This window comes from Paraburkholderia fungorum, from assembly GCF_902833645.1.
Lineage (GTDB): Bacteria > Pseudomonadota > Gammaproteobacteria > Burkholderiales > Burkholderiaceae > Paraburkholderia > Paraburkholderia fungorum.
In genome coordinates this window covers 112,388-128,790 of sequence record NZ_CADFGE010000007.1, presented here as the reverse complement: position 1 = coordinate 128,790, position 16,403 = coordinate 112,388, and the positions used below count along the sequence as shown (strand labels likewise).

The window sequence follows — 16,403 nt, the reverse complement described above, 5'->3', positions numbered from 1 at the left end:
CGCGACGGGCATCAACCGGCATCAACAAAAACGGCACGCTCTAAAAGGCGTGCCGTTTTTTCTGTGCCGCGACGTCGGGCGGACCGCAGGCAGCCCTGCCCCCTGTTACCAGCGGATCCGATCGAAGCGCCGTGTGTAGAGCAGTTCGATGCCGTCGAACGTGCCGCCATAGGCCGCAACCGACCAATAGCGCGTCAGGTTCACCGTCGCCTTGATCGCATTGCTCGCCGACTGCAGGCCCTGCTCGTAGCCGACCACGAGCCACTCGTTGATGGCCTTCGACACCATCACCACCTGAGGATCGGTCAGCCCGACCTCGCTTCGTCCGATCGAAAATTCGTCGAGTCCGAACGTCTGCGCGATCCGCTTGCCGCTCGCGCTGCCTAGCAAGGCGAGCGCCGTTGTCATCGTGCTTTGCTGACCGAGGTTATTACCCTGATCGGTGCCATGTCCAAACAGCAGCCACGAGAGCTTTTCGTTATCCGGCACGGTCGGCTCCGACACCAGCTTCGCGACCGGGAACTGAACCGTGCCAGTGACCTGCACGCCCGCTTCAATCTGCTGATTACGGCGCATGGCCAGAATGTTGATCCCTGGATTGGCCACCGGACCGTTGAAGGTGAAGAAACCATTCTCGATGTTGAGCTTGCGGCCGAACGCGGTATAGGTCGAGCCCTGCGTCACGCGGACATTGCCGACCGCGCGCAACGGCAGGTTCGGCGCGCTCATCGCGGTGATCGTGCCGGTCAGGCCGAGGTCCGCGCCCATGCCGCGGAACCGGAAGTTGTTGCCGAGGCTGATGTCGATATTGGCGCGTGGCGCGAACGGCCCGATCGGCTTGTTGGTCCCTTCCACCGGCGGCGGTTTCTCGCCGGCCACCGTGCCGTCGGGGCGGACGATCACGACGTCGTCGCCCAGCTTCGGCGCGGACTGCTCCGGCATATCGAACAGCGCGTGATCGACCACGAACTTGCCGTTGATCGCCATGCCGCCCTGCGCGCCCGCATTCGCAACGCTCGCGCTGCCCGACAAAGACAGATTGCGGTCCGGCGCCGCGAACAACTCCAGCTTGTCCGCCACGATGCTCGCGGACAGATCCGGCTCGGCGCCATCCAGACGCACGCGTCCGGTGGCGCGCAAGGTGCCGCTCGCGCCATGAAACTCGACCTGCTGGAAGTCCACCAGATTTTGCGAGAGCGCGATGCGCACCACCCCATCCTTCAACTGCACGCCCTGGTCGACCATCGTCGCCGACAAACCGTCGCCGAGCAGCGACCCCGTCAGGTTCGGCTTGGCGACCGTGCCGCCGAGCGCGAGTTTCAGCGCGAGATGGCCGTCGAGCAGATAGCTCGGGCCGAACAGGCCGCCGGTCGTTTTCAGCGACGGCACGTTCGCGTTCACATTGCCGGTTAGCGCACCCTCTTCGTTGACACTCAAAAAGCCGTCGCGCATCACCAGCGTGGTGTGGGCGTCGGCGTCGATCACGCCGATCCGGCTCGCCTGCGCGTGGACCGTGGCGTTCAGCCGGTTGCCGCCACTGAACTCGGCCCGGGCGACCATATCCGTGATACCCAGCGAGGCCAAACCTCGGCCGATTTCGACCGTGACGTCGCCGCCGCGGCGCTTCAACTGGATGTGACCGCTCGCAGTGCTGCCAAGCGCGAAGTCCCAGTCGCCGTCGAACACCAGATCGGTTTTGACCGCCGGCGGCGCGCCGGTGATCTCGCGCCGCAGATCCTGCAGGCGCGCCAGCGAAATGTCGGTCAGGCTGCCCGTGGACTGGATCTTGCCGTGGTCGAACGCGAACGATTTGAGGCTCAGCACCGCGCCTTCGACCGTGAGACGTGTCGCGCCAAGCGTCAGGCGGCTCGGCCCGGCGCTGACGGCAAGCGGCGACTCGAGGTTCAACGCCGGTGTGCCGCGATTCTGCAGACGGGTCACGGTGCCATCCCAGCGCGTGCCTTCGCGTGCTTCGGTCAGTTTGCCGTTGGCCGCGAGCGTCAGGTCCAGTGGACGGTCTTGCAGCTTGCCGGTGGCGGCCGCCTCCAGCGTATGGTTGGCACGCGTGCCGGACAGCCGTGCCGTCAGCGTGGTCAGATCGACGCCGCCGGCGCTGAGGTTGCGCGCGTCGGTCGTGAAAACCAGCGCGCCGTTCGCGCCGTCACGCAGTTCGGCATGACCTTCCGCATGGCCGACGCGGTTACTGCTGAACACCACGCTGTCCGCCTTGTAGTTCAGCACGACATTCGGATGCGCGAACGAGCCGGTAAGGTCGCCGTCCGCGGCAATGAGGCCGGCGAGCCCGAAGCCAAGGCGCTCGAGTTCCGGCGCGTCGATACGGAAACGCAGCCGGTCGCCGCTGGCGCCGAAGCTGCCTTGCAAGTCCACCTGATTGCCCGCCACCGAGAGATTCGCGCGACTCGGCAGAATCCGCGAGCCGGCTAGCTGGACCACACCGCCGCCCGTCAACGGCAAACCGTCGTAGACGCTCGGGCCGAGTTTGAATTCGGCCTTGGTGGTGAACACCGGGCCGAGCATACCGGCCGCGGCGAGCGTGCCGTTCACGCGCGCCTCGATCTTGCGGGCCAGCGGCGCGGCGCGCCTCGCCGGCGGCGACGCTTTGCTCCGTTGCATCACCTCGGTCCGCACCGCGGCCTTCGCGGTGTTCTTGACCGCGGCAGCGGCTTTGTCGGCGGGGGCCGCGCTTTTCGCCCCGGCTGTGCTGCCCGCTGGCGCCGCACCTTGCGCGGGTACTTTGGTTTTGGCGTTGGCCGCTGCGGATGCCGGGCCCGCAACCGGCGTGCGCGAAGGCATCTGCGAAGTCAGCGTCAACGGATCGAAATCGGTCAACTGCGCTTTCAGGTTGTAGGTCGAATTCGCGTCGTGCTTGAGTGCGCCGGACAGATCGATGCGGCCCTTGCCGGACGTGACGCGCACGTCGTTGAAGCTGATGCGCGCGGGGTCGAAGATCACCTTGCCTTGTGCACGCAAGCCGGCTTTCGGATCGGCGAGATCGATGGTCAGGCTCTGTATGTCGTCGTTCAGACGGAAACCGATCGGGCCGGAAAGCTGGGTAGGCCGTACGGTCGCTTCGAGCGCGTTCAGGTCGAGCCCGGCGACTTGCAGGTCGAACTGGCCGCGCTTGCCGGTCAGCGTGCCGCCACCCGTGAGCGTGGCGCTCTTTACCAGCCGCACGTTCAGGTTCGAGATGCGCTGCGCCTGAGCGTCGAGGTGCACGTCAGCCTGTGCATCGATCAAAGGCAACAGGTTCTGGTCGATCGCACCCGGTTTGGCGTTGACGATCGAGACATGGCCCGCAACAGCGAAACCCGCGGCGCCGGAAGCGCCGGCGGGTTTCGCCGCAGTTGCGGCACTCGCTGCACTTGCCGCCTTGACCGCACTTGCCGCACTTGCCGCGCTGGCGCCGCTTGCCCCATTTGCGCCGCTCGCCGCAGCCAACGTCGCCGCGCCTGCTGCGCCTTGGCCCACCGGCTGCAGTTCGGCGCGCACCGCCAGATCCGCCAGCGGCGCGCCCGGCGCAAACGCCTGCGGATTGACGTGATCGAAAGTCAGCGTGGCGCGTTGCAACGGCACGTCGCTGAACGGCGTCGCCTCGACGCGGGCATGGCCGGCGAGCTTCATGCCGCTGGCATCGAGTTCGGCGATGAGATTTTCCAGCGAGCCGCTCAAATGGCCGCCCACCTGAACCGCTTCGTTGTTGACCTTGCCTGAATAGCCGACATCACCGGTCAGCGGAAACGGCCGTACCCCGTCGAGCTTTGCCGCCGCCGTCACCGCGCCGAACGGCGTGTCGAGCCGCTCGATGGCTGCCTCGTGGTGACGCCCATCGCTGCGGCCATGGAACATGAACCGGGAGAACTCGGTCGTCGAGCCGCCCTCGCGCAACAGCAGTTTGTCGACCTGCACGTCGCGCACCTCGAGTTGCATCGGCAAGCTCAGGTCTTTCGGCAGCTCCAGCGGCCCGCTGCTCGACGACGAAGAGCCGACCCGGGCGTCGATCGTCCCGACGTGCAGATAGTCGATTGTGAAGCGCCAAGGTTGGCGCGTGAGACCCCAGCGCCCGGCGACGCGATCGATCTGGATATCGGTGCCACTGCCGTCGAGACTGCGCCAGCGCACTTGCCGGAGTTGGACGCCGCTGGCAATGGTGCCGCTCTCGAGCGTGCCGGTCAGCTTGCCGCCCAGCAGTTTGACGGCCGCCTGCCACGCGTAAGCCGTGCCGCGCTCGGTTGTCAGCGCGCCGTACAGCAGGCCGATTGCCACCGCGACCAGCAGCACCAGCACCACAACCGTCCACGCCAGCGTTTTCAGCAGCCACCGGCCGCGCCGCCGCTCAGGCGGCGTCGCGCCGGGCGAAGGCTGCGCTCCGGACGGATGAGCGCCCGGCGGCTGCGCAGGTGGTTGGGCGGAGGTGTCCGTGGTCATGCGGGGATCATGTAGAAGCAGGTTTCCATCAGAAGGCGATGCCGAGGGTCAGGTATGGCCGCACACTCCGGTTGCGGATCCCATAGGCGACGTCGACATTGACCGGGCCCACCGGGCTGCGCCAGCGCGCGCCGACGCCGACGCCGGGATAAAAGACTTTCTCGCCCCACGTATCGGTGGCGGTGCCGATGTCGAAAAAGACGGCCGCACCCCAGTCGTGAGTAAACCAGTGCTGATACTCGGTCGACGCCGTCACGAGATACTTGGTGGGCAACACGGAACCGTCGACGCTGTTACCGATGCTCTGATAGCTGTAGCCACGGATCGAATTCGAGCCGCCCGCGCGGAACAGCAGCGAAGCCGGAATCCCGCTCGAACTGCCGCTCGTGAATACGCCGCCAAGTTCGGCCCGAAACAGCACGAGGTCGTTCCGGCCGATCGGCAGGTATTGCTGGCCGCGCGCATAGCCACGCGCGAAGGTCTGGTCGGTCAGGACGCCTTTGACCGCAAACCCCGCTTCGACGTGAATCAGATTGCCCGAACGCGGGAACAACGGATCGTCCGTATTGCGGCGGGTCCACGACCATGACGGCACCAGCGCGCGGCTGGTCGTCGGTGCAGTGGCGTTCTGATCGAGCCGATCCTGGTAGTAGAGGATCGCGTAGTTGTAGTCGATGAATTGCGACGTACGGGCGCGCTGCACACCGCCGCGGATACTGTAGATGCGGGTGTCGGACACGTCGGTCGTGGTGTAGGAAGCCAGCACGCTATTGGTCCAGGCGCGCGGCCCAGGCGGCATCGCGAGCTGAATTTGCCCGTACTGCTGGATCTGGTCGATGCGGCCGTCGACCGTGAACGGCCACGCTTTGCCGAATGTGTCGAGATAGGAATACGAACCCTGAACCAGCGGGCCGTTATCGGTCGAATAACCGACCCCGCCGCGGATACTGTTGTACGGATATTCCGAGACTTTCACGTGCACAGGCGTATCGACCGGCCTGGCCGGATCGCTATCCACGTCGATCGCAACGCTCGCGTAGTACGGCGTGTTTTGCAACTGCCGCTGCAACTCGGCGACACGCTGCACGTCGTAGATATCGCCGGCCGAAATCGGGTTCACATTGTCGACGATCTGTTCCGGATAGCGCCGCGCGCCGGATACGTCGAGCTTGCCCATTGTGAAGGTCGGGCCGCTGTCGAACGTCACCGACAATTTCGCTTCGTGCGTGCGTGGGTCGATCCGCGCTTCGGAGTGGTAAATCTTCGCACCCAGATAGCGGCGCGCCTGTAAGGCCTTGAGGGAGGCGTTTTTTGCGTCGTCCCAGTCGCTTTGCGAAAACGGATCGCCTTCGTGCAGCGAAAACGCGAAGCGCGCGGCGTTTGCCTGCGCCGGGTCTTCGGTCAGCACCGGCCCGCGAAACGACAGTGCAATCGACGTAATGAGGGTTTGCGGGCCGGGATCGACACTCACGGTCACGCGCTTCTGATTGTCGACGGTTCGCACGTCGGTGCGGACGACCGGCGTGAAATAACCCTGCGTGGCGGCCAGATCGCGCACCTGCTGGGGCGTGGCGGTAATCAAAAATTCGAACTGGTCGTCGCTGATGTCGGGACGTTTGGCGAAGCGCGCCACGTCCAGGTGCGCTTCGAGCAGCTTGCGCAACGAGCGCGGCGTGGCTTCGATATCGACCTTGTAGCTGGCGGCCGGGCGCCGCGCCGCATGCGCGTTGAGCGCGACCAGCATGAGGACGACGATGCCGAACGCCAGCCACGCGCGCAGCCCGCGCCGATTGGGCACCAGATGCCCTGGCTCGCCGCCGGTTTTGCCGCGCCGCAGACGCGGCTCTTCGATCGCACACCCCGCCAAACGGGACCTCCGGCCGTGGTTGATGAATTCTGTCGCTTGGGCGCGCCGCGGCGGCCGAAGCTCGCTATTTGACCACATCGGCGCAGCCACGCCATCTCTAAAAGGCCGTTTGCGCCATGTGGTGCGGCGCGCCTTTCGCGCCGATACACCGTGCTCGACGCGACATCGGTTGCCGATGCGCACCCGCACGCGCAGGCCGGATTTCCGCGCCACCCAGGCCGCCATGCGCCCGCCTTTGACGCGTCGCAGCAGCATGGGTTCCGGGCGATTTTGCAGGGCGGCCGCCGCCTTCGCCACCGTTTTTCGACCGCGCGCGGCGCATGCGGTAAAATTATGGAATAGCAGCGATGCCGTGCGGATTTCCGCCTGTTCCCGCCTGGCAGCCGCCATTTCCCCAATCACGGACGTCTAGCCATGTATCAATCGGACATCACCCAGTTCCTGAACCAGCTCAAGCAACAAAAACCGAATCTGGAAGCTGAGCAGCGCCGTGGCCGGTCGCTGCTGTGGGACAAACAGCCGATCGACCTCGATGAACGCGCCGCCCAGAACGCCTCGCGCGTAGAGCAGACGCCTTACTCGTACTATCAAAACTTCTAAGCGCGTGAGTCACGCCGACGAGGCAAAGGGCGTCGATCCGGCGCCCGACGCCGCGCTTGCCGCGCCCGCTACCGATTCGACGCCGGACACGGTCGACGGCATCGCTTTTGCACGCCTGTACGGCGAGCCGCTCTTCAAGCTGCCGACGGATCTGTACATTCCGCCGGATGCGCTCGAGGTGTTCCTCGAAACGTTCGAAGGCCCGCTGGATCTGTTGCTGTACCTGATCCGCAAGCAGAACTTCAACGTGCTCGACATCCCGATGGCGGACGTCACGGTCCAATACCTCGGCTACGTCGATCAGTTGCGCCAGACCAATCTCGAACTCGCCTCCGAGTATCTGCTGATGGCCGCAATGCTGATCGAGATCAAGTCACGCATGCTGTTGCCGGTGAAAAAGGCCGATAGCGGCGACGAAGCCGAGGATCCGCGTGCAGAACTGGTGCGCCGCCTGCTCGAATACGAGCAGATGAAGCTCGCCGCCCAGCGCATCGACCAGTTGCCTCAGCTTGGCCGCGACTTTCTGCGCGCCGAGGTGTACATCGAACAAAGCATCACGCCGCGCTTCCCGGACGTGGATAGCGAAGACCTGCGCGCCGCGTGGGCCGACGTGATCAAGCGCGCCAAGCTCGTTCAGCATCACAAGATTTCGCGCGAGGAATTGTCGGTGCGCGAGCATATGAGCACGATTCTACGGCGCCTGCAGAACGCGCGTTTCATGGAATTCTCCGATCTGTTCGACACGAGCAAAGGCGTGCCGGTGGTCGTGGTGAATTTCATCGCCATGCTCGAATTGTGCCGCGAGTCGCTCATCGAGATTACTCAGGCCGAGCCGTTCGCACCGATCTATGTGCGCCTCGCCTATCTGCCGGCCTGAAGCCGCGAATGCGGTTTGCGCGGGGGCTTGCGTGCGCCGTTTCCGCCGCGAACGCCTCGTTTCGGTGCGTCTCCTGAACAAATCCACTACAATCCGGCGCTCCGAACCTGTCATTACCAGTGAGGCCGCGGGTCACGCAAAACCTGAGTTTTTGCGCCGCCCGAGTCTTGCGCCGCGCGAGGAAATCCCAGTCCGATCATGAAAGTCATCAGCTCGATCCATGAATTGCGCGACCAGTTGCGCGGCCAGAATCGCACCGCCTTTGTGCCGACCATGGGCAATCTGCACGAAGGCCACCTGTCGCTGATGCGCCTTGCGCGCCAGCACGGCGATCCGGTGGTGGCGAGCATTTTCGTCAACCGCCTGCAATTCGGCCCGAACGAAGATTTCGACAAATACCCGCGCACGCTGGAAGCCGACATCGACAAGCTGCAGAAAGAAGGCGTCTACGTGCTGTTCGCGCCGACCGAGCGGGATCTATACCCGGAGCCGCAGGAGTACCGCGTGCATCCGCCGCACGATCTGGGTGACATTCTTGAAGGCGAATTCCGGCCTGGTTTCTTCCAGGGCGTGTGCACCGTGGTCATGAAACTGATGTCGTGCGTGCAGCCGCGCGTCGCGGTGTTCGGCAAGAAGGATTACCAGCAGTTGATGATCGTGCGCCGCATGTGCCATCAGTTCGCGCTGCCGACCGACATCATCGCCGCAGAAACCGTGCGCGACACCGACGGCCTCGCGCTCAGCTCACGCAACCGCTATCTGCAGGCCGCCGAGCGCGCCGAGGCGCCTATGCTGGCCACCGAGCTCAATCGTGTGCGCGACGCGGTGCTCGCCGGCGATCGGGACTTCGCAAAACTCGAAAAAGCGGCGATGGCGGAACTGGCTGCGCGCGGCTGGCAACCCGACTACATCGCGGTGCGCAAGCGCTCGAATCTGCTGCCGCCGGGCGCAGAAGACGCGAACGCGGAGCTGGTCGTGCTGGCTGCCGCCAAGCTGGGCGCCACCCGCCTTATCGATAACCTCGAAATCTGAAGCAGTCTTAGTCTGCGCAAACGTGCCTAAGAAGCCACAAGGGATTGGTCATGCAACGCAACATGCTGAAGTCGAAAATCCACCGCGTCGCGGTCACGCACTGCGAACTGCACTACGAGGGTTCGTGCGCGATCGACGAGGACTTGCTGGAAGCCGCGAACATCGTCGAAAACGAGCGGATCGACATCTGGAACATCAACAACGGCGAGCGGTTCTCGACGTACGCGATCAAGGGCGAACGGGGCAGCGGCATGATTTCGCTGAACGGTTCGGCCGCGCGGCGCGCGCAGCTAGGCGATCTGGTGATCATCGCCGCGTTCGCGGTGGTCGACGAAGCGGAACTGAAGGCAGGCTGGAAACCGGATCTGGTATTCGTCGACGACAACAACAAGATCAAAGGCAGCCGGGATCACGTGCCGACCCAGAACTGGACCTGAGCCGAACCTGAACTGAACCCGAGCCGGCTTTGCGCCGCGCGGTTTCATCTGGCGGGCGGCCACGCCGCCTGCCGATTCATCTCAAGCCTGTTTATTGGCGCCGTTGGTCCATTGGATGATCGGCTGCCACTGCTCCAGATCCTTGTCCACACGGCTTTTCGCGACGTCCCACAAGGTCAGGCCGTGCGCCGCCAGCTGCACGTAATTCTGCGTGTCGCGCAGATAACCCAGCACCGGCAGCTTCAATCCCTCGACAAAGCGATGCAACTGCTCCGCTGAGCGCGTGCGCGAGTCGACGCGCATGCCCACCACGCCGATCTCGATCGCCCCTTTCCTGACCGCCTTCTCCTTTGCCAGCCGCTCGAGAAAGTCTTGTGTGGCGAGAATGTCGAACATTGACGGCTGCAGCGGCACGATCACCTTGTCGGCCAGATCCAGCGCGATACTCAGGCGATTGCCGTGCAGCCCGGCCGGCGTGTCGATAACCGCATGTTCGAGACCTCTGGGCGGTTTGGCGGGGTTTTCAGGGTCGACCTCCCAGGTCTCGATGGGCGGCAGTGCGGGAGGCCGCAGCGCCAACCACGCGTGCGCGGACTGCTGTTTATCCAGGTCCGCCAGCGCGACCCATTCCCCTTGCGCCGCGAAATAGCCCGCCAGATTGGTGGACAGCGTGCTTTTGCCCACGCCGCCCTTCGGATTCGCCACCACGATCACCGTCATGAATTCTCCCGGAAAGATGGCTGGGCGCCGCCAGCCGGTTTGCCGCAGTTTGCTCTGACTTGGGGGCCGGTGTGTTCTGAGCGATGCCGATTTCAGGTCCACCTGCCGATCTAGCCGTTGATAATATCGACAAATGCAGCGGGGCCGAAGCCCCCAAACGGCTATTGACCTTCCTACGTCACTGTTTTTTCTATCGAGGACCCCAGATCTCATGAGCAAACTCCGTCCGGAATACACCGTCGAGCGCCTGCACGAACGTCAGAAAGGCAAGCTTCCCGGCTTGCTGGGCGTGCAGGTTCAGGCGCTGGAGCAAGGCAGTCTGACTGCGGAACTGACCGTGCGCGACGAATTGCTGGCGCCGAACGGCTTTTTGCATGCCGCCACCGTGATCGGCCTCGCCGATACGGCGTGCGGCTATGCCTGTCTCGCCCATCTGCCCGAGACGGCGCGTAATTTCACGACCGTCGAACTGAAAAGCAATTTTCTCGGCACGGCGACACAAGGCACGATCCGCGCGGTCGCCAAAGCCGTGCATCTGGGCCGCAGCACACAGGTGTGGGACGCCACCGTCACCGATCCGAACGGCAAGGCGATTGCGCTGTTTCGCTGCACGCAGATCGTGTTGTACTGACTGACGCCGACTAACGCGGAGCGCACGGCGCAGGGCCGGAAATGCCCGAAGTGCCCGGCGTCCGCGCGATAAAAAAGCACGCAGCCTCACGGCGCGTGCTTTTTGTTGTCCGGTGGGGCGGAATACCAGCCTTACGCCGCCCACCGGCGGCACCGTGCGAAAGATTCAGGCGGCCACTGCGCGCGGCGCCTTCGCGCCGCTCAACGCGAGCGCACCGGCGCCGAGCAGGGACTGCACCACCAGGGTCACCGCCCAGAAAGCCGGATATTCCCAGCCACCGTGCGGCGATGCGAATCCCCAGCCATTATGCAAATGCTGCGACATCGCTCCGAGCATGAACGGCAGCAGCACGAGCGCGACCCAGCGGACCTGCACGCCGAGCAGCAACGCGATACCGCCGATCAGTTCGACGAACGCCGTCACATAACCGAGCCAGCCCGGCAAGCCGAGCGAAACAAAAAACTGCGCCGTTCCCGGCAACGTAAAGACAAAAATCTTCTGCAAGCTATGCGCGAGATACAGGACGCCCAAGGCCAGACGAAGGAGCAAAGCGGCCAGATCGGCGGAACGGTTCGAGTTCATGACGAGTCCTTTACGAGAGACGGCCCGCGGCGGGCGTCGACGTCAAGACTGTATTCGAACCGTATGGGGCGAAAAACCGCCGTCCAGGCTTTGATTATTTCCCAACGAGATTTAATCATCGCATCCACCTGCTCTTCGTCACCCAATCGCCGCAAAAAGCTTCGACAGATCGAGATGCTCGGCCAGCGTGTCGGCGAGGCGGTCCAGAGAAGCCTCGCGCAACGCCGGATAGTCGATTTTCCCGGCGTCGCTCAAGCCCGCCCACGCGAGCAGTGCGGCGCATGCGGCCGGCGTGTCGAACAGGCCGTGCACATAGGTAGCGAGGATTTGACCATCTGCCGAAATCGCGCCGTCGGGATGAGCGTGTTGCGCGGCACCCAATTGCAGCGCGGGAGAGTTCAGCGCCGGACCTTGCGTCTCGCCCATGTGGATCTCGTAGCCGGCGACCTCGGGTGAACCGGGTAAAGCAAGACGTCCTGTCACGTTCTTAAGCGTTTTCTCGCGCGTCAGCACGGTCGAGTAATCGAGCCAGCCGAGTCCCGCGCTCGTCCCGGGCGCGCCCTCCACGCCATGCGGATCGGCCACCTCGCGGCCAAGCATCTGCATACCGCCGCAAATTCCGATGACGTGGCCGCCATAGCGCAAATGCCGCTGCAACACCGCGTCCCAGCCCTGCGCACGCAGAAAAGCCAGATCGCCCGGCACATTCTTCGAGCCCGGCAAGATGATCAGATCGGCAGGCGGAGGCGGCGTGCCGCTTCGTACATAGTGAAAATCGACCTGCGGATGTGCGCGCAGCGCGTCGAAATCGGTGTGGTTGCTAATGTGCGGCAGCACCGGCACAACCACCCGCAACGTCCGGCCCGCATCGCTGTTTTGCGCGGCGCGCAACTCGGGTGGCAGCATGTCTTCGGCATCGAGCGTCAGACCGTGCAGGTAGGGCACCACGCCGAGCACCGGCTTGCCGGTTTTCGCCTCGAGCCAGTCGAGCCCGGGTTTGAGCAAACTGATGTCGCCGCGAAAGCGGTTGATGATGAAGCCGCGCACACGCGCCTGCTCGCTTTCCGACAGGCACGCGAGCGTACCGGTCAGATGCGCGAATACGCCGCCCCGGTCGATGTCGGCCACCAGTACGACCGGGCAGTCGACCGCTTCGGCAAAACCCATATTGGCGATATCGCGATCGCGCAGATTGATCTCGGCGGGACTGCCCGCGCCTTCGACAAAGATCGTGTCGTACGCCGCTTGCAGACGCGCATACGACTCCAGCACCGCCTCGAAGGCGACCGGCTTGTAGTCGTGATAGGCGCGCGCATCGAGATTCATGCGCGCCTTGCCGTGGATGATCACCTGCGCACCGCGGTCGCTCGTGGGCTTGAGCAGCACGGGGTTCAGATCGGTGTGCGCGGCAATGCCCGCGGCCACTGCCTGCAAGGCCTGCGCACGGCCGATCTCGCCGCCGTCGACCGTCACCGCGCTGTTGAGCGCCATGTTCTGCGGCTTGAAGGGCGCGACCCGCACGCCGGCGCGGCGCGCCAGCCGACACAAGCCCGCGACGAGCGTGCTCTTGCCCGCATCGGAGGTGGTGCCCTGAATCATCAGCGTGCCGCGCGGCACGGGTACGGGGTCATGCGGGATCATGCGGGTCGAAATGGCGGTCACGGGAGCTCAGGTCCAGCGATGAATAGCAAAGAGTGCAGGCAACGAACGCGGCATTATCCCATCGTGCCGGCGCGCACTGCACGCCGGTACAATCACGCGATGATTTCCCGCGACCTCACCTTCGTTCTCGGCGGCGCCCGTTCGGGCAAGAGCATGCACGCCGAACAACTGGCGACCGACAGCGCCCTGCCCGTCACGTACATCGCCACCGCGCGCCTGATTGACGACGCCGAATTCAGCGCGCGCATCGCGCGTCATCGCGAGCGACGTCCGGCGCATTGGGCTTTGCACGAAGCGGACATCGACCTCGCTGGCGTCGTGTCACAAATAGACGCACCCGGCCACTGTATTCTGGTCGACTGCCTGACGCTGTGGCTCGCCAACCTGCTGTGCCCGGCCGACGGCAACGGCTTGCCGGTCGATCGATATCAAGCGCACTTTGCTGCACTGGAAGCGGCGCTCATCAACGCCAAAGGGAAGATCATCGTGGTCAGCAATGAAATCGGGCTAGGCGTGGTGCCGCTCGGCGCGGCAACGCGCCTCTATGTCGACGAACTCGGGCGGCTCAATCAGCGCATCGCCGCGTTGAGCACCCATGTCACGATGATGGTCGCGGGCTTGCCGCTCACCTTGAAAACCGCGAGCAGCGCGTGATGCTGTCGCTTCCTTTGCTCGTTACGCTGGCCACGGCGGGCGTCGCCGTCGACCGTTGGCTCGGCGAGCCGCGCACCGCGCATCCGCTGGTCGGCTTCGGCAAATGGGCGATGCGCCTCGAAAAGCGCTACAACACCGGCCGGCGCTTGCGGCTCAAGGGCTTGCTCGCGTGGTCGCTGGCGGTCATGCCGCCGGTGCTGATCGCCTGGATGCTGGTCTCCGTGCTGCCGTTTTTTGCGGCTTGCGCGGTCCATGTGGTGTTGTTGTGGTTCGCGCTCGGCGCACGCAGTCTGCACGATCACATCGCGCCGATCGCCCAGGCCCTGACGCAACGCGATCTGGCGCAGGCGCGGTTGCTGACCGCGCGCATCGTCTCGCGCGACACAACTCATGCCGACGAAGCGGCGCTCGCACGCGCCGCCGTGGAGTCGACCCTTGAGAACGGCAACGACGCGATCTTCGGCGCGCTGTTCTGGTTCGCAATCGCAGGCGGCCCGGGCGCTTTGGGGTTTCGTCTCGCCAATACGCTCGACGCCATGTGGGGCTACCGCACGTCGCGCTATTTGCGCTTCGGCTGGGCCGCGGCGCGCATCGACGACGTGCTGAACTGGATTCCCGCGCGCCTCACCGCGGCGAGCTACGCGTTACTCGGCGACACACGCACCGCGTTGCATTGCTGGCGCGAGCAGGCGCCGCGCTGGGACAGTCCGAACGCCGGGCCGGTCATGGCGTCCGGCGCGGGCAGCCTGAACGTGCTGATCGGCGGACCCGCGGTCTATCACGGCGCACTTGAGCACAGGCCCACGCTGGGTTTCGGCCACCCCGCCAAGGCCAGCCATGTCACCGCCGCGTTGATGCTGGTTGAACGCACGGTCATTCTCTGGCTGGCGGTGCTGATCGTGCTGGCTTTGCTGAGTGTGCCCTTTCATGCCTGACCGAATGGCTGCTCATAAAGTCGATATCGGCACCCCGCTCGATAACGTGGTCCACGGCGGCAATCTGCACGAGGCGGCACAGCGCTACGGCATTCCTTACGCGCAATGGCTCGACCTGTCGACCGGTATCAATCCGCACGGCTATCCGGTGCCGCCGGTTCCCGCCGACGCCTGGCGGCGCCTGCCCGACGAAGGCGACGGCTTCGCCGCGTGTGCCGCGCATTACTACGGCGCACCCGATGCCGCGCATGTGCTGCCCGTGGCAGGAAGCCAGGCGGCGATTCGCGCGCTGCCCTCGTTACTGCCCCGTGCGCGGGTTGGCGTTGCGCCGCTCACGTACAGCGAATATGCACCCGCCTTCGAGCGAGCCGGACACCAGGTTGTGCCACTGGACGCATCCTGGGACACCTTGCCCGAACCGCTCACCCATGTGGTGGTCGTGAACCCAAACAATCCGACGGCTGACCATCTGAGCGCCGGCAAGCTGCTGCAATGGCATGCACAACTGCGCGCGCGCGGCGGCACGTTGCTAATCGACGAGGCCTTCGCCGATACGATGCCTTCGGCGTCGCTCGCGGCAAGCACCCATCTTGATGGGCTGATCGTGTTACGTTCGCCGGGAAAGTTCTTCGGGCTCGCTGGTGTGCGCGCGGGTTTCGTGCTCGGCGCACCTGCTTTGCTCGACGCATTGCGCCACAGGCTCGGCGCGTGGACCGTTAGCGGCCCGGCTCGGCATGCCGTCAAAGCCGCGTTTGAAGACCCGCTGTGGCAGCAACAGATGCGCACGCGGCTCGATGCCGAAAGTGCCCGTCTGGTGAGTCTGTTGCATGCACAGGGTTTCGCTACACGGAGCACGCCCCTTTTCGCGTGGACCGACGACGCGCGCGCCGCGGCACTGCATGAAGCATTAGCGCAACGTGGCGTGTGGACACGCCTTTTCACGGCATCGGGCAGCGTGCGCTTCGGGCTGCCCGCGAGCGAAGCCGAATGGACGCGTTTCGAAGAAAGTCTGCGCGAGGCGATCCGATGATTCGACGCCTGCGTTTCGCCATCGCCACGGCGCTTGTCGCGATCGCCCTGCACGCGCACGCCGCCATCACCGTTACCGACGACACCGGCGCAACGGTCACCCTGTCCGCGCCCGCGCAGCGCGTCATCAGTCTCGCGCCGCATGTCACCGAGTTATTGTATGCGGCCGGCGGTGGTCCAAAACTGGTCGGCGCCGTGTCCTATAGCGACTATCCGCCTGAGGCGAAGCAGTTGCCGCGCGTCGGCGACAACAAGGCGCTCGACCTCGAACGGATCATCGCGTTGAAGCCCGATCTGATTGTCGTCTGGCGGCATGGCAACGCGCAGCGCCAGCTCGATCGCCTGCGTGAAATGCATGTGCCGCTGTTCTTCAGCGAGCCGCATCATCTCGACGACGTTGCCTTATCGCTGATCAAGCTCGGGCAATTGCTCGGCACGTCGCCGGCCGCTGATGCAGCCGCAGCGGCATACCGTCAGGACATCGCGCGCTTGCGCACGCAATATGCCGGCCGCCCGCGCGTCAGCGTGTTCTACCAGGTGTGGGATCAACCGTTGATGACGCTCAACGGCGAACACATGATCAGCGACGTGATTGCGTTATGCGGCGGCAACAATGTGTTTGCGAAACTCGAGCCGCTAGTGCCGACCGTTTCGACTGAAGCGGTGCTCGCGGCGAATCCGGAAGCGATCGTCACTGCCGCGCCCGGCGCGACCAGGCCGGATACCCCCTTGCCGCAACTCGACACATGGCGTGCGTGGCCGGGTCTGAAGGCGGTGGCAAACAACAATCTGTTCGCGATCGACGGCGATCTGATTAATCGGCCGGCGCCGCGTATCGCGCAAGGGGCCAAGCAGATGTGCGAAGACCTCGACCTGGCGCGCTCGCGGAGGAAAAGCGGCGCGCAGTGAGGTCGCGGAGAAAGCCGTGTTG

Annotated in this window: 14 protein-coding genes; 9 read left to right on the top strand and 5 right to left on the bottom strand. The window is 64.6% G+C overall.

The features are described 5' to 3' along the window. Positions 1 to 105: 105 nt before the first annotated feature. Complete coding sequence (locus tag HWX91_RS21880; protein ID WP_028200494.1) at positions 106 to 4,446, bottom strand: translocation/assembly module TamB domain-containing protein; 4,341 nt, start codon at positions 4,444 to 4,446, stop codon at positions 106 to 108. A gap of 28 nt (positions 4,447 to 4,474) precedes the next feature. Further along, positions 4,475 to 6,313: an autotransporter assembly complex protein TamA gene (locus HWX91_RS21875; RefSeq protein ID WP_028200493.1), complete on the bottom strand. Its 1,839-nt coding sequence runs from the start codon at positions 6,311 to 6,313 to the stop codon at positions 4,475 to 4,477. 414 nt (positions 6,314 to 6,727) lie between these two features. On the opposite strand from HWX91_RS21875, the gene HWX91_RS21870 reads away from it, so the two are divergent. The 4 genes from HWX91_RS21870 to panD all read left to right on the top strand — a co-directional run bounded on the left by HWX91_RS21870 (position 6,728) and on the right by panD (position 9,259). Continuing rightward, entirely contained in the window at positions 6,728 to 6,913 is a 186-nt protein-coding gene (locus tag HWX91_RS21870; RefSeq protein ID WP_028200492.1) for a DUF3460 family protein, read from the top strand. A 4-nt stretch (positions 6,914 to 6,917) separates the two neighbouring features. Beyond that, positions 6,918 to 7,790, top strand: a complete 873-nt coding sequence (locus HWX91_RS21865) for a segregation and condensation protein A (protein WP_028200491.1) — start codon at positions 6,918 to 6,920, stop codon at positions 7,788 to 7,790. Positions 7,791 to 7,988: 198 nt separating this feature from the next. Next, positions 7,989 to 8,822 carry a pantoate--beta-alanine ligase gene (gene panC / locus HWX91_RS21860; RefSeq protein WP_028200490.1) on the top strand — a complete coding sequence of 278 codons (834 nt, stop codon included), beginning with the start codon at positions 7,989 to 7,991 and terminating at the stop codon, positions 8,820 to 8,822. Positions 8,823 to 8,872: 50 nt separating this feature from the next. After that, positions 8,873 to 9,259, top strand: coding sequence for an aspartate 1-decarboxylase (gene panD / locus HWX91_RS21855; protein WP_012432059.1), 387 nt, complete (start codon positions 8,873 to 8,875; stop codon positions 9,257 to 9,259). Positions 9,260 to 9,340: 81 nt separating this feature from the next. Here the strand turns inward: panD and HWX91_RS21850 are convergent, their stop codons facing one another. After that, on the bottom strand, positions 9,341 to 9,979 hold the full coding sequence (locus HWX91_RS21850) for a ParA family protein (RefSeq protein ID WP_028200489.1): 639 nt from the start codon (positions 9,977 to 9,979) through the stop codon (positions 9,341 to 9,343). 211 nt (positions 9,980 to 10,190) lie between these two features. Here HWX91_RS21850 and HWX91_RS21845 point away from each other — a divergent pair, with 211 nt between their 5' ends. Next, positions 10,191 to 10,610 (top strand): PaaI family thioesterase, encoded by a 420-nt coding sequence (locus tag HWX91_RS21845; RefSeq protein ID WP_028200488.1) that lies wholly within the window; start codon positions 10,191 to 10,193, stop codon positions 10,608 to 10,610. Between the two features lie 165 nt (positions 10,611 to 10,775). On the opposite strand, the gene HWX91_RS21840 is transcribed toward HWX91_RS21845, so the two are convergent. Further along, the gene (locus tag HWX91_RS21840; RefSeq protein WP_028200487.1) at positions 10,776 to 11,192 is read right to left on the bottom strand and encodes a DoxX family protein; all 417 of its coding nucleotides are present in this window, start codon (positions 11,190 to 11,192) and stop codon (positions 10,776 to 10,778) included. A gap of 138 nt (positions 11,193 to 11,330) precedes the next feature. Then, on the bottom strand, positions 11,331 to 12,791 hold the full coding sequence (locus HWX91_RS21835; protein ID WP_244144122.1) for a cobyric acid synthase: 1,461 nt from the start codon (positions 12,789 to 12,791) through the stop codon (positions 11,331 to 11,333). A gap of 162 nt (positions 12,792 to 12,953) precedes the next feature. Between HWX91_RS21835 and cobU the strand changes: the two genes are divergently transcribed. Genes cobU through HWX91_RS21815 form a run of 4 tightly spaced genes read left to right on the top strand, consistent with a single transcriptional unit; the run spans position 12,954 to position 16,381 of the window. Further along, complete coding sequence (cobU, locus tag HWX91_RS21830) at positions 12,954 to 13,508, top strand: bifunctional adenosylcobinamide kinase/adenosylcobinamide-phosphate guanylyltransferase (protein WP_028200485.1); 555 nt, start codon at positions 12,954 to 12,956, stop codon at positions 13,506 to 13,508. Further along, complete coding sequence (cbiB, locus tag HWX91_RS21825; protein ID WP_028200484.1) at positions 13,508 to 14,443, top strand: adenosylcobinamide-phosphate synthase CbiB; 936 nt, start codon at positions 13,508 to 13,510, stop codon at positions 14,441 to 14,443. Before cobU ends, cbiB begins: the two co-directional genes overlap by 1 nt. Positions 14,444 to 14,447: 4 nt before the next feature. Beyond that, on the top strand, positions 14,448 to 15,473 hold the full coding sequence (gene cobD / locus HWX91_RS21820; protein ID WP_102857314.1) for a threonine-phosphate decarboxylase CobD: 1,026 nt from the start codon (positions 14,448 to 14,450) through the stop codon (positions 15,471 to 15,473). Continuing rightward, positions 15,470 to 16,381 carry a cobalamin-binding protein gene (locus HWX91_RS21815; protein ID WP_028200482.1) on the top strand — a complete coding sequence of 304 codons (912 nt, stop codon included), beginning with the start codon at positions 15,470 to 15,472 and terminating at the stop codon, positions 16,379 to 16,381. Before cobD ends, HWX91_RS21815 begins: the two co-directional genes overlap by 4 nt. The last annotated feature ends 22 nt before the right edge of the window (positions 16,382 to 16,403 follow it).

Bases quoted from the DNA above. Each gene is read 5' to 3' on its own strand.
- HWX91_RS21815 (WP_028200482.1), top strand. From the start codon at position 15,470: ATGATTCGACGCCTGCGTTTCGCCATCGCCACGGCGCTTGTCGCGATC.
- cobU (WP_028200485.1), top strand. From the start codon at position 12,954: ATGATTTCCCGCGACCTCACCTTCGTTCTCGGCGGCGCCCGTTCGGGC.
- HWX91_RS21840 (WP_028200487.1), bottom strand. From the start codon at position 11,192: ATGAACTCGAACCGTTCCGCCGATCTGGCCGCTTTGCTCCTTCGTCTG.
- cobD (WP_102857314.1), top strand. From the start codon at position 14,448: ATGGCTGCTCATAAAGTCGATATCGGCACCCCGCTCGATAACGTGGTC.
- HWX91_RS21880 (WP_028200494.1), bottom strand. From the start codon at position 4,446: ATGACCACGGACACCTCCGCCCAACCACCTGCGCAGCCGCCGGGCGCT.
- cbiB (WP_028200484.1), top strand. From the start codon at position 13,508: ATGCTGTCGCTTCCTTTGCTCGTTACGCTGGCCACGGCGGGCGTCGCC.
- HWX91_RS21870 (WP_028200492.1), top strand. From the start codon at position 6,728: ATGTATCAATCGGACATCACCCAGTTCCTGAACCAGCTCAAGCAACAA.
- HWX91_RS21845 (WP_028200488.1), top strand. From the start codon at position 10,191: ATGAGCAAACTCCGTCCGGAATACACCGTCGAGCGCCTGCACGAACGT.
- HWX91_RS21835 (WP_244144122.1), bottom strand. From the start codon at position 12,791: ATGATTCAGGGCACCACCTCCGATGCGGGCAAGAGCACGCTCGTCGCG.
- HWX91_RS21850 (WP_028200489.1), bottom strand. From the start codon at position 9,979: ATGACGGTGATCGTGGTGGCGAATCCGAAGGGCGGCGTGGGCAAAAGC.
- panC (WP_028200490.1), top strand. From the start codon at position 7,989: ATGAAAGTCATCAGCTCGATCCATGAATTGCGCGACCAGTTGCGCGGC.
- panD (WP_012432059.1), top strand. From the start codon at position 8,873: ATGCAACGCAACATGCTGAAGTCGAAAATCCACCGCGTCGCGGTCACG.